This is a genomic window from Bacillus sp. PSXD-155 (genome assembly GCF_049310765.1).
GTDB classification, from domain to species: Bacteria; Bacillota; Bacilli; order Bacillales; family Bacillaceae_G; genus Bacillus_A; species Bacillus_A cereus.
This window is the reverse complement of record NZ_JBMOWC010000057.1, coordinates 16,704-29,871: the sequence shown is the minus strand read 5'-3', so window position 1 is coordinate 29,871 and position 13,168 is coordinate 16,704. Positions and strand designations below refer to the sequence as shown.

Below are 13,168 nucleotides of genomic sequence, written 5' to 3'. Positions count from 1 at the left end.
GAAAATGCGGATTTACAACGATAAGGAAATTCCAAATTAAAAAGCCCAACTTCTCTACAAATCAAAATAGAGAAATTGAGCTTTTCAGTTACTTCATTTATTTATTGAATTCATTAACTGGAAGAAGTATTCAGGTTTATGAGTCTTATTTAGGTTATACCATGAATGTAATGCATCTGGTGTAAATACATCTATTTTTTTCAGTATCTCCATTGCAAATTCCAGAGGAGCTATTCCTGATGCAGTAACTAAATTCGCATCAGATACCACAGATCCCAGCTCATAAAACTTTTCTCCTTTATAGTTAGGACATACCATTTTAGTATATTCTAAGTTATTACTTGTATGCTTTCTAGTATCCAAGTATCCCATATTCGCGAGGGCATCAGTTGCACCACAAATTGCAGCAACAATAGTGCCAAGCTTTAAAGCTTGGCCAATTCTTTCCAAGATAGGTTGATGCATTTCTTCACTCCAAGTAGTCCCTCCTGGTAAAATTAAAAGATCTTTACTCTCAAGAGTACATTCATCAAGGGAAATATCTGGTTTTATGCTCAGTCCTCCCATAGTAGTAATCATTTCTTTATTAGCTCCTACTGTAATTACTTTTAAAGGTGCTAAATCTTTTTTGAAATATCTTCCTGAGTTTAGTTCAGCAATTAAATATCCATATTCCCAGTCCGACATTGTATTAAATACATATAGAAAAGCTTTTTTTGTTTGCATCCAATAACACTCCAATCACAATTGATATAGCTATTATAATATAACTTCCCTGACAGTTAACGTCAGGGAAGTTATCATACTTGATGAAATTTTATTAATTCCGACAGAACTTCAACAAGTCTTTTCTTAAGGCTTATTGGCTCAATAACTTTAATAGATTTATTGTACGGTAAAAGTAAATAAGGTACATATGTATGTATTATATCTTTTTCAAGAAGAAAAACTGCTTGATTTGAAGTCCGCTCTTGTAAATAATGTCCTAAAAACCAATGTTGGCAAATATCAGCCAATACACTTTTATCCCCATTAATAACCAAAGAAATAATCCCTTCTTTATCTTCTATAGTTGGAAGAAGATTTTTTATAAAAAAGTCACGTGCTGAAAAATTTTCTGGCCGTTTAAACTTATTTTCGGTTAGCATTAGACTTTCAATTCGATCTACTCTAAAACTACGGATATCATTCCTAAGATGACAAAATCCAATCACATACCACTTATTATTCCAATAGATAATTCTGTACGGATCGACCAATCTATAATTTAATTGCTTTTCGCCACTTTTATGGTAAAGAATTTTTACTGAGTACCCGTCAACTACGGCCTGCTCCAACTCATTCAAAAAAGGTTCCATAGAGAGTGAACTTAATCGGCTTATTACTTCAAGACTAGTTAAATGTTGGTTTATCTTTGTTTCCTGCTCTTGATTTGAGTATTTACTTAGTTTTGAAATGGCCCGATTTAGTGCTTCACCTCCATAATATCCGGCTTCTTCTGCAAAAACAGCAGCGTGAAATAGTGAAGTTTGCTCCTCAAAATCAAAAAAAAGAGGAGCCTCAATAAAATTTTTCAATAAAGTGTATCCACCGTTATGTCCTGGTTCTGAAATTATAGGTACGCCACTTGTTGAAAGTGTATCAATATAACGATACACAGTCCTTATATTCATCTCTAACTTTTCTGAAATTTGTTTTGCAGTAATTTTTTCACCTGAACGAAGCATCCATAGAATTGCTAACATATTGTCAATTTTAGGCATATAATTCCACCTCTATATGAAACTTACTTTCTATTATATATTTCTGATTCTGGTTATAACTCATCAACTGTTCCTTTCCGATAGCTTTCTATATAATGAGGCCCTAGACACATTTGTAATTTCACAAATTTGATTTACAGTCATATCTCCCTCTTTATAAAGCTTTACTGCATAATTCATTCCTGCATGATTTTTATGGTACTTCTTTAACCGACCTTTAAACTTTCCTTCTTTCTTAGCCAATTCAATCCCTTCACGTTGCCGCATACGGATAAGATCACGTTCTAATTGGTTTACACCCGCCATAACCGTAATTAAGAATTGGCTGTAGGGATTATCTTCTGATAAATCTAGCCATGTATCTTTTAAGGATTTTAAATTTGCTTTTTTACTCCGTATGTTATCGATTAATTCAAATAAATCTTGTGTACTACGAGTAATCCGAGTTAAATCCGTAACATAAATGATGTCACCTTCTTGTATATCCTCTAACATTTTTTGAAGTTGCTTACGATCTTTTGTTGCTCCGGAAACTTTTTCTTCAAAAATAATATCCATTCCGATTTCGTTCAGTTGCTGAAATTGCCTTGAAGGATTCTGGCTAGTTGAACTGACACGTATATAACCGATTTTTCGCAAAATATCACCTCGTTTTTGAGACAAGTCTTATGAGACGCTCTTAACTATGATTTTATCAGTCTCTTACACTTGTATCAATAGAGTACACTCTATTGATAAGGTAAATATGCAATTATGCATATTTACATTTTTTTATTTTAATAAAAATGAAACCTAATATATAATTAAAAGGTTTTTTACGAATTGATAAGGAGATGCGAGTATGAAGAAAATCATAGGACTTATATTATCATTATTTTAATTATTTTCTACCTATGCACCAATGTTTACAGAGGAAGTCGAAGTTTTAAATCAAATAGGCCGCGTCAAAGAGAAAGGAGATTGGTATTATTATGGATCTCGGCAACATAATGCGGATTTTACACTAAGGGATTTTCAAATTAAAAAACTTAGTTTTACTGTATATTAAGAAGGTTCCATAAACGGGCTACTATATTTAAAAAATGAAACATCTTATGAATTAATTATTGTTTAGACAGAATGACTTAGGTTGTCCTTATACGAAATATCAGTATGAATAGAAATTTGATAATTATATAAAACGCCGTAAATGAAGGATAAAATAAGTGCTGATTTTGCAATTATATTTTTAAAAATTGAATAGGAGATCTATTATGAATACAATTAAGAAATTATTTTTAAGTTCTGTGATATGTATTTTATTATTCAGTACAGTAGGAACAGCGTATGCAGAACAAAATAATCAAGGAAATTCATCATCATTTATTGACGTTCCTAAAACTCACTGGGCATATAAAGAAATGATGTATATGGCTGAGAATAAGATTATAACAGGATACGGAAATGGGTATTTCGGTGCTACGCTACCGATCCTATTATTCGCGAACATCTTGCTGCATTCTTGTATCGATATTTAAAACCGCAAGATAGTACCAATAATCCATTTGTTGATATTGGTGACAGCAATTTTAAAAAGGAAATTTTGGCACTTACTGCACGGGGCATATTTAGCGTAAATGTAGAGAAACAATTCAATCCGAAAAATAATATGACGCGTGCTGAAATGGCTGCAGTACTTGTCAGAACATTTGATTTAAAACCGCAAGGGAATTTTGACTTTACGGATATGAAAGGTCATTGGGCTAACGAATATGTCAAAATATTAGCTGGAAATAAAATCACAAATGGTACTGGTGATGGAAATTTTAATCCAAATGGACTTGTCACAAGAGAGCAATTTTCTGTGTTCTTATATAGGACAATCATGGCAACATCAGGTATAAAAAACAATGAATCGGTTTGCTGGGTTGTAGATGGAGAAAAGAAATACTATTATGACAAACCAGGCGTGAAACATACTGGATTATTACGTTCAGGGGATGATACCTATCTCTTCGATAAAAATGGTAATCTAGCTTCAGGGTGGAATACAGTAGACGGAAAGGACTACTATTTTGATACGGTAAGTGGAGCTGCACAAAAAGGATGGTTCTCTCAAACTACTCATTGGTATTATGCAGACGATAACGGTGTGATTCAAAAAGGCGATGTAACCTATAAGGGAAAACAATTCCAATTTGATAGAACAGGTAAAATGGTAAAAGGGTGGATAACAATCCAATCCCTCGACCAAAATATCTACAAATCCAGAACAGTTGTAAGGGGATTTGACCCGATAAAAGTTAGAAAGGATGAAATTCTTGAAGTAGTAGGGGAAGACGGTCCTCTATGGTTTAAGGTGAACTACAATGGTCAAACATACGTTGTGCAAAAATTATTTGCAGTCGTGTTTGATCAATCTCTATCTAATAAAATAGATACAATTCGTCAAGATATTGATGATTTAAAAAAGAGTACTGAGTTAGTAAAAAAATATTCAGAACGCTATAAAAAAGCAAAAGAAACTAAAAATGATGATGCGGCTTTAGTTGAATCTAGTGAACTTGCACAAAGTGTCTCTCAATTACTAACCACACTAAAAAAATCTGAATTGAAGAACACTGTAGATAAGATTTATGAAAAAGAAGCTAATCCAGCTGTAAGAGAAAAATACAATTCTACTATCGCAACTTTAGAGATGATGAATCAGGATTTTGGGAAAATCCATAAATTAATGCTACTAAAAGATAGTGTTATGATTATCGATAAAGCGAATCAGGATTCAGGTAATATTATTCAACAAATTCAAGAAGGTAAATATTTAGTACAGCAGGATAAAGCTAACCTTCAAAACTATGTGAATGGTTTAACGGATTATAAAAATAGTATGACAGCCTATAAAAAGCAAATGTTGGAATGGTTTGTAGATACTGCTGATGCAGGAACAGATGCCATGATAATGTTTACGGACATGACAACAGCTTACTCGCTCTCAATTAATAAGGTGTTTATCGAACCAGCAGAAAAATGGGTTGGCACATTACCAAAAGGTGAAATAGAAAAATTTGCAGACGGTGTTCGCGACTATGGACAGCAACTTACTGCCATGCAGGAAGGATTCAAAAATAGACTACCTGAATATAAACAAATGGCCAGTGATTTACGCGTAGTAAATCAAAGTTTCCATAAGTTTGGAGATTCAGTACAAAAAGCTGGGGCATCACTTCATAAACAAGCAGTAATGGCTGATGGACTAATTAATAGTGTCTCAACGCATGTTGCAGAAGCTCAACAAGCATTTCCAACACTACATACAGATATTATGTCTGGATTAGATGCTGCCAATAATATGATGGACTCTGCTAATAAAATTGCGAGTTATAAAATTGATGTACCTGCAGCATCCCAAAACATTGGAAATATTGACTTGAGTAATGCACTACGTGATTTAGGTGCTGATCCATCTAGAGTATATGATCGTAAGAATGATGGAGATTTATCTTTCATATTGGGTATTACGCCTATAATTGGTACAGGAAAAGAAATTGGACAACTCATAAAAGGGGAAGACTTAGTAACAGGTCAAAAATATGGTCCAGAAGATTATGCATGGGGGACACTGGCCGTCGTATCTGGTGGTACAACACGAGTTGTTGGTAAAGTTTTTGGGAAGGTTGCCGACCTTGAAAATAAAGCTAAGAATCTTGAAAAAGTCTCTAAAAATTATAGAAAAACATTTTTTGATCAATATCCAGAACTAAAAGGTAATGTGGTTGTACATCATGCAGTTGAACAACAAGTACTAAAGAAATATCCAAATCTATTTACTGAAGCAGAAATTCATGATATCGAAAACTTAAGGGGTATACCAAAAGAAATAAATAATGAAATACATTTATCAAGCATAAGAAAAGATTGGAATGAATTTTATAAATCACATCCTAATCCAACAAAAAAAGAAGTAATTGATTATATGATAGAATTAGATAAACGATATGGAGATAAATTTACACCTCCAGTAAATAAATAATATAAAAGGAAGATTAAAACTATGAGTTTATATCTATTATCACCTGAAGTAGCTGGTGGACATGGGGAACACACAGTTTATGGTAATGAAAAGAGCATTGGTGCAGAAGGAATTTCGGGAAAAGTTCAATTTTTACATTATGAATTCTATGGATGGCTTGGCGATGATTTGTTAGAATCTACACCTTGTTTTATTGTTTCCGAGAAATTGAAAAACGCATTAATATCTAGCGAATTGAAAGATTTTAGATTAGAAGAATGCTTAATTAGTGTTTCTGAGGAATTTCAGGAATTATATCCCGATAAAGAATTACCGAATTTTTGGAGGCTTATTCCTTTAGGGACAGTAAATTATGAAAATGGAAATTATAGCGAGTGGTCAGGGCATCAATTTTGTTTAACACCTAGAGGAGATCTTATTTTAACGGAAGAAGTACTTTCTTTTCTAAAACCATTTACTCTAAAGTATTGTGATATTTCGGCACTAGAAAATATTAATTAATACTAGATGGGGTTGTTGAGGATATTCTCTTTCTAGAAGGTGCATCTTTATTTGGTGCTCAAGTTAATATACATACTCTAGTCCAGGTTTAACTTGATATCTGTCCCAATTAAGAAAATTTAATGATTTTCAATATTGAAACCGTAGGAATAATTGATTCCTACGGTTTTTAGTATACAATTTTTAAGTAAATACCATGTCTTTGGAAGATACAGAAAGATCAAACGGTAGTTTGTCAGGTTCACGATTTGAATCAATATGATACTTTCCAAATCGATTTACGTGCGCTGTCATGTAAGGACTCAAATAACAAATCAATTCTTTATTAAACCCCTCTTGTTGTTTCTCGTACTCGTGAAGTAGCTTAGACATGGAAAATACGTTATAAAAAATAAGGCAATTAGCAACCAGGTAATTATACTTAATAATTTTCTTCTGTTTTTCACGATTATTCTCAGATATAATGCCTTCCCCACCAAAAAGAGCCACTTTGTAAACCCATTAAATGCTTCAGATTTGTTTGTAGCAGATTGAATGGTACGTCGTAATTCTTCATTAGACATGAATTGTAACAAAAACATCGTTCTAATAGCTCTGCCTAATTCACAAAATGCCTGATATAATTTATTTCTCTTACTATATGTACCTAGTGTATTCAATATAGTAGATGGAGTAATTTTACCAGCTTTGATTGACATCGCGATCCTAAGCATATCTGGGTAGTGATTTTCAATCATACTCCAATTGATTTCCCCTGAAAATAGTTCATTAATATGTTCATAATTTTCTTGTGCATTGGGGCGAAATAATTTTAATTGTTTCCAATTGCGAATGCGAGGCATTAACTGAATATCTAATAAAGTAGCTAACCCAAAGACTGTGGTGCTTTGTCCTTGTGTATCCGAATGTAGAATTTCAGGTTGAATATCTACCTTTTCATTCATCAAAATATCTAATATATGTATTCCTTCCCAAACGCCACAAGGAATAAAATTACTAAATAAAGCAATATATGTGTCGGAAACATGATAATATCCAATGCCTCCATAACCTCCATATCGAATATGATTTTCAGATAAAAGATTTTGTTCATAGACATTCCATATCGTTCCGTCTGCTGATGCACTTTTTCCATCTCCCCAATATTTTGGAAGCTCAAAACGATTATAAGCATTAATAATATATCGAATTGCTTTGTCTAAATCTTCAACTGTTACATGTCTTTGATTAATCCAAGCAATTTGTTTTCGATCTATTTCTTGTATTGAACGAGCTGTTTGAGTAGGACCTAAGTTACATCCGTAGCAAAATGTATTTGTTACATAACGTTCAACATGATTTTCTAATTTGCCCTCATATCCTGAAATAGGTCCAAAGAAACGAGTCCAATTGAGCCAGTACTCTGTATCTGCTAACATATCTAGAACGTTAATCGGTTCTAAATTATACACAATATAATTTTCAAGCTCTTTCAATTCAGGGGGAACCTTCTTCTTTTTTAGTTTTCCAATTACTACTTCGCCTTTTTCAATTCGGACTTGCTGATTATGCGGAAAAGATTTGTTAGTATTATGACAAACTTGTTGAAGGTCATCATGTATCTTTTTTGTGAAATCTGAACCTAAACTAGGTAAGTTTAATTGATTACAAAATTCTTCAAGGTTCTCTTCATATTCTTCCCATGAAATCAGTTGTTTTCGATAATCTGCATATTTTTCACTTCCTTCAATATATAAATCTCCAGATTTCAAACCCCACATAATTTGTGAAAATACACATACTTCAAAATGCCGACGATTCAGTTCCTCTGGAACAACGTCTCTTTTCTTTTTAGGGCTTAACCATCTCCACCAACCATCAGGTATCCAGGACAAGTTCAGAAGAGGTGTCACTTCCCTTTTCCACAGTCCAATCTTCTTTATATGAGCGACTGATATCCATTCTTTTCTGGTATGTTGATGAGATAATAGAAATCGAATGGCTTCTACTATAGATGAATCCTGATTTGTTGCCCGTAAAGGAACTACCTCTAAAATTTTGAATAGTGTAGAGCGATGACTTTTAAAGAATTTTTGTAAAAACAAATAGTAATTATCTCCACTAAGCGCTAGATGATCCTCGCAATCTTGTAATACTTGATCTTCTTTATCTCCAAGTATTTGTTGGATGGCTTGTAAACGTTCTTCAGGCATTCCTTCCGTTTGATAGGCCATCAGTACATGCTGTAAAGTGGCTACTAAGGAATCCGTTCGTTTTTGTGTCTGCTTTTTATAATCGTGTAAAAATTCACGTCCTTTTTTGTGGATACTCATCATACGTTTGATTAGCATTTCACCAATATTATCTAGTACCCGTGATGTTTGTACAGAAACCAAAGAGATAGCCAACGTATATCTTTTCTTCTTTTCTATTTCTGACATACGATAAGCATCTAACGTTTTGGCTTCAGCGGCCATTTGTTGTATTTTGGTTGAAGAAAAACTTTCGAGAAGGTGAACAGGTATTTTTTGCTGTAGTAACCAATCGTGATTCATAATTAACTCTTTTAAATGAAATAAAGAGGCACGTTTGGCATCTTCTTTGAGGCGATTCCATGGGCTATAAAAGGTGCCAGGTTCTGTTTGAAATAAATAGTCTATCTATTGTAATTGTTGCTCATGTAAGGATTCATATACTTGCTCATAAATTAAACGATACGATTTGCGTCTTATCTCATTAGCCGCTTCTTTAAAAGTGTTATAAACAGGTAATTCATATCTTTGATGTATTAACTCTTCAATAGCTGCATTAATTAAATCGGCTGGATCATCTTTGCTTCCGGCTACATGTTTCATTGTATCAATCATGATTTGACGAGCATTATGATCGAATTGTTGAATTTTTAGATATTGTCTTATAAAATGATAATGCCTTTTTATAGTACGTGTTTTACCGTATGTTTCCCATTCGGTTTCAATAGGGATAGGTAATTGAGCGGACTGAGCAATGTGTTTAATTATAATTGGTGGTATATCTGAAATACGTGTAAAAAAGCCAAGATTTTGTACAGTCTTTAGCAAAATTAGTAATGCTAGTTGCTGTAATGTTCCTTTTGTTTTCATACTTGTCCATTCTATTTCACTTCTGGTTGGTGTATATACACTCCTTAAATCTTCCGTACTTAGATTATGTTTGATTCTTGGATATATCGTATCTTGAATACTAGGCATAACTAATCCCCCTAGAATCTATATATGTTTCAATATTCAACCATCTTCATTGTAAAATAAAAACCTATCTGTAGATAGGTATCTTGTTTATATTCATCATAATAATTTGAATATTTTTCCAAGGTGTCCCCTCATACCTAGAATCGTTTCCGTACCCCTTATACACGCTTTTTCAAAAAACAAACTAGTGCCCCGCGTTTCAAATCTAAGAAAAACAACGTACAATCTTACATCACAAAACAAACAAATGAAAACATTGCCATTGTAGGAGAAAAGATAAAGTTGCGAAACTAGGTCTTGTTCGATTTGCCAAGAGTCGCGAAGTAAAGGGACGTATTGTAAATGGTACAGTTAGACGGAATCCTTCTGGCAGATACTTTGTGTCCTTGTTAGTTGAAACAGAAGTACAAGAACTTCCGAAAACACAATCTTCCATTGGAATGGATGTAGGACTAAAAAATTTCGCCATTTTGTCAGATGGAACAATCTATAAAAATCCGAAGTTTTTTCGATCATTAGAAGAGAAGTTGGCGAAAGCACAGCGTGTTCTTTCTAGAAGAATAAAAGGATCTTCTCGCTGGAATAAACAGCGAGTAAAGGTAGCTAGAATTCATGAATACATGGCAAATGCTAGAAAAGATTACTTGGACAAAATCTCGACTGAAATCATCAAAAACCACGATGTTATTGGTATAGAGGATTTGCAAGTATCGAATATGTTAAAAAATCATAAGTTAGCAAAAGCAATTAGTGAGGTATCATGGTCACAGTTTCGAAGCATGTTGGAATATAAAGCAAAATGGTACGGCAAACAAGTCATTGTCGTATCGAAAACATTTGCTTCCAGCCAATTATGTTCTTGTTGTGGATATCAAAACAAAGATGTTAAAAATCTGAACCTACGTAAATGGGATTGCCCTTCTTGCCGTACACACCATGATAGGGATATTAACGCAAGTATCAATCTAAAGAATGAAGCGATAAGGCTTCTAACCGCAAGGACTGCGGGGTTAGCCTAATAAATTAGAGTTCGATAGAACTCTTTACTTAGGAATCCCCCTCTTCTAAACGAAGTGAAAGTGGGGGTAGTTCAACTAAGGGGAGTATTTTTTATGGCTAGAATGAAATATTCTAAAGCTGAAAAATTGGCGATTTTAGCTCTTTATAAAGATGGTCATCACTCAATAGCTGACATTACGGCAAAGTTTTCTGTTGATCCTGGGACGATTAGAGATTGGAAAAGAAGGTATGAAGTGAAAGGTGAAGACGGCCTAGAAGAAGCACTTTCTTGGAAGCGTTACTCAAAAGAGTTAAAGTTAGCAGCCGTCAATGATTATCTATCAGGACACGATTCGTTAAACAAGGTTATCCAAAAATACAATATATCCAGTACTGCGGTTTTGAGAAAGTGGATTAAAAAGTATAATAGTCATAGAGAACTAAATGATACCGGTAAAGGAATGACAAACTCTATGACAAGTAGAAGAAAAACAACGTTAGAAGAACGAATTCAAATTGTAAATTACTGTATACAACATCAGAAAAACTATCAGCTCACAGCCGAAAGTTATGAAGTTTCTTATCAACAAGTATATCAATGGATCAAGAAAGTTTGAAGCGAATGGTGAAGAAGCACTACAAGATAAACGCGGTCGAAAGAAAGAAGAATATGAATTAACAGCTGAAGAAAAGTTTAAACTGGAAATGAAACGTTTAGAACGAGAAAATGAACGATTACGTGCAGAAAATGCTTTTTTAAAAAAGTTAGAAGAACTCGAAAGGAGGCGTCGTTAACAAGCGTTCGTCTACAAAATAAATATAGAGCGATTCAAGATTTACATGCGAATGAAAATTTGCCAGTAATCCTTTTATGTGAAATTTCCGGTGTATCTCGTGCTGCTTATTATAAATGGCTACAGCGTACGCCAACAGCTAGAGAATTAGGGAATGAAGCAATTCTTCAGGATATTCAAGCTATTTATGCACGAGTAGGAGGCATTTATGGGTACCGAAGAATGAAATTAAATATTAATAGGTTATATCATAAAAAGTTTAATCACAAACGTATTTATCGCTTAATGCACATCACTGGATTACAGTCCGTGATTCGTCGGAAAAGAAAGCGCTATGTTCCCTCATCTGCGCAATATGTCGCTGAAAATCGACTCAATCTTGAATTTACTGCCAGCAGGCCAAATGAAAAATGGGTAACAGATGTCACGGAGTTCAAATTAGGAAACGGAAGGAAAACGTATTTAAGTGTCATTTTAGATCTTTACGATGGCTCTATTATTAGTTATGTTTTGGGGCATCCAAACAATAATAAATTGGTATTTCGAACATTGGATCAAGCTATCACTATATTAAAAGAGAATGAACATCCATTGATTCATAGTGATCGAGGGTATCAATATACATCACATGGGTTTAAGAGAAAAATAGAAAAAGCAAAAATGATTCATAGCATGTCACGTGTAGGAAAATGTATAGATAATGGACCAATGGAATCGTTTGTGGGGACGTTGAAGTGTGAAAAGTATTATCTACATAAGTATGAGACATTTGAAGCGTTACAACAAGCGATAGATAATTATATCCAGTTTTACAATAATGAACGTTACCAAGAAACATTAAACGGCTTAAGCCCATTAGAATACAGGGCTCAAGCCGCTTAAAGTCTTTTTTATTATTTCCACTGTCTACTTGACAGGGAGCTGTTCAAATTAATCTGGCACCTTGTAAGAAAACTTACCAAAATAAGAATCTCTTTTTATCAGTTCTTTTTAAAATGTGAAAATATTAATTGGATTATGTTGATAAAAAGTGTATTTGAAGTAAGTCAAACTTTTATATGCTATGCTTATTCTATACGCATTAATTTTCAAGTGAGGAGTGAATCAGTTATCACTATAATAGAGAATATATATAATGCTTCTATATCATTAATGTTTTTATCTACTTTTAGTTTCTATCTGTATTTACGAAAAATAAAAAGAGAAAGAAAACTCACTGGTTTCGAGCTTACAATGTTTATCGTAACACAAGTTGGTTACATTCTTTGGGGAATCTATATTATTTATATAAACTTTGGATGATATTTTTTGTTTTATGAACAAAAAGGCTATTAAAAAAGGGTTTGATATAAATATCAAACCCTTTTGACTATATATAATTATTTCACTGCCTCTTTTAATTCTTTTCCAGCCTTAAAAGCAGGTGCTTTTGAAGCCGCAATTTGCATTTCTTCACCTGTTTGTGGGTTACGTCCTGTACGTGCAGATCTTTCGCGTACTTCAAATGTACCAAATCCAAGGATTTGTACTTTCTCTTCATTAGCTAGTGCACTTGTTATCGCATCTAATACTGCTTGTGTTGCTGCAGCTGCATCTTTTTGTGTAAGTTCTGCTTTTTCTGCTACTACTTTTGTCAATTCTGTCTTATTCATTTTTTGCACCTCGTTATATGTAATCTGGTGACTATTATAACGTGTGTATACTCAAGATGCAATTAAAAATATGCATAGAAAAAGCTCTAGCAAGAGCTAAGAGATAATTTCTGTATGGTAGTAAGAATGGTTAATGAAACTTCAAAATTTTAGCTTGATGGGAGTGGTACTCCCTATGTTAGTTATGAATTTTTCTTTTCATAGTAGGCCTCCTTCCATTACCTTAAAATTTTTGAATTTG

General features: G+C 33.5%; 9 protein-coding genes and 3 pseudogenes. 5 read left to right on the top strand and 7 right to left on the bottom strand.

Annotation, left to right across the window (positions count from 1 at the left end):
• Positions 1–93: 93 nt before the first annotated feature.
• From ACO6VI_RS28735 to ACO6VI_RS28725, 3 genes are all read right to left on the bottom strand, one after another.
• Complete coding sequence (locus ACO6VI_RS28735) at positions 94–726, bottom strand: type 1 glutamine amidotransferase family protein (protein ID WP_422424762.1); 633 nt, start codon at positions 724–726, stop codon at positions 94–96.
• 74 nt (positions 727–800) lie between these two features.
• Positions 801–1,763 carry a helix-turn-helix transcriptional regulator gene (locus tag ACO6VI_RS28730; RefSeq protein ID WP_422424761.1) on the bottom strand — a complete coding sequence of 321 codons (963 nt, stop codon included), beginning with the start codon at positions 1,761–1,763 and terminating at the stop codon, positions 801–803.
• A 63-nt stretch (positions 1,764–1,826) separates the two neighbouring features.
• Positions 1,827–2,402, bottom strand: a complete 576-nt coding sequence (locus ACO6VI_RS28725) for a recombinase family protein (RefSeq protein ID WP_400560985.1) — start codon at positions 2,400–2,402, stop codon at positions 1,827–1,829.
• Positions 2,403–3,016: 614 nt separating this feature from the next.
• Between ACO6VI_RS28725 and ACO6VI_RS28720 the strand changes: the two genes are divergently transcribed.
• From ACO6VI_RS28720 to ACO6VI_RS28710, 3 genes are read left to right on the top strand one after another with little or no spacing between them, the layout of a single operon-like run.
• Positions 3,017–3,280, top strand: coding sequence for an S-layer homology domain-containing protein (locus tag ACO6VI_RS28720; RefSeq protein ID WP_422424759.1), 264 nt, complete (start codon positions 3,017–3,019; stop codon positions 3,278–3,280).
• Positions 3,265–5,772, top strand: a complete 2,508-nt coding sequence (locus ACO6VI_RS28715) for an S-layer homology domain-containing protein (RefSeq protein WP_422424757.1) — start codon at positions 3,265–3,267, stop codon at positions 5,770–5,772. The genes ACO6VI_RS28720 and ACO6VI_RS28715 overlap by 16 nt, the downstream gene beginning before the upstream one ends.
• A gap of 21 nt (positions 5,773–5,793) precedes the next feature.
• Complete coding sequence (locus ACO6VI_RS28710) at positions 5,794–6,273, top strand: hypothetical protein (RefSeq protein WP_065212544.1); 480 nt, start codon at positions 5,794–5,796, stop codon at positions 6,271–6,273.
• 183 nt (positions 6,274–6,456) lie between these two features.
• On the opposite strand, the gene ACO6VI_RS28705 is transcribed toward ACO6VI_RS28710, so the two are convergent.
• The 3 genes and pseudogenes from ACO6VI_RS28705 to ACO6VI_RS28695 form a co-directional block, all read right to left on the bottom strand.
• Positions 6,457–6,591, bottom strand: a complete 135-nt coding sequence (locus ACO6VI_RS28705) for a hypothetical protein (RefSeq protein WP_422424766.1) — start codon at positions 6,589–6,591, stop codon at positions 6,457–6,459.
• A gap of 3 nt (positions 6,592–6,594) precedes the next feature.
• Positions 6,595–7,691, bottom strand: a pseudogene (locus ACO6VI_RS28700) (transposase); the annotation flags it as partial.
• Positions 7,692–8,912: 1,221 nt separating this feature from the next.
• Positions 8,913–9,482, bottom strand: coding sequence for a DUF4158 domain-containing protein (locus tag ACO6VI_RS28695; RefSeq protein ID WP_422424755.1), 570 nt, complete (start codon positions 9,480–9,482; stop codon positions 8,913–8,915).
• Positions 9,483–9,641: 159 nt separating this feature from the next.
• Between ACO6VI_RS28695 and tnpB the strand changes: the two are divergent.
• A pseudogene (gene tnpB / locus ACO6VI_RS28690) lies at positions 9,642–10,501 on the top strand (IS200/IS605 family element RNA-guided endonuclease TnpB); the annotation flags it as partial.
• A 93-nt stretch (positions 10,502–10,594) separates the two neighbouring features.
• Positions 10,595–12,157 (top strand): annotated as a pseudogene (locus ACO6VI_RS28685) (IS3 family transposase).
• Between the two features lie 497 nt (positions 12,158–12,654).
• Here the strand turns inward: ACO6VI_RS28685 and ACO6VI_RS28680 are convergent.
• Positions 12,655–12,927, bottom strand: a complete 273-nt coding sequence (locus ACO6VI_RS28680; protein WP_199697692.1) for an HU family DNA-binding protein — start codon at positions 12,925–12,927, stop codon at positions 12,655–12,657.
• Between the last annotated feature and the right edge of the window lie 241 nt (positions 12,928–13,168).

Bases quoted from the DNA above. Each gene is read 5' to 3' on its own strand.
- ACO6VI_RS28735 (WP_422424762.1), bottom strand. From the start codon at position 726: ATGCAAACAAAAAAAGCTTTTCTATATGTATTTAATACAATGTCGGAC.
- ACO6VI_RS28730 (WP_422424761.1), bottom strand. From the start codon at position 1,763: ATGCCTAAAATTGACAATATGTTAGCAATTCTATGGATGCTTCGTTCA.
- ACO6VI_RS28720 (WP_422424759.1), top strand. From the start codon at position 3,017: ATGAATACAATTAAGAAATTATTTTTAAGTTCTGTGATATGTATTTTA.
- ACO6VI_RS28710 (WP_065212544.1), top strand. From the start codon at position 5,794: ATGAGTTTATATCTATTATCACCTGAAGTAGCTGGTGGACATGGGGAA.
- ACO6VI_RS28695 (WP_422424755.1), bottom strand. From the start codon at position 9,482: ATGCCTAGTATTCAAGATACGATATATCCAAGAATCAAACATAATCTA.
- ACO6VI_RS28680 (WP_199697692.1), bottom strand. From the start codon at position 12,927: ATGAATAAGACAGAATTGACAAAAGTAGTAGCAGAAAAAGCAGAACTT.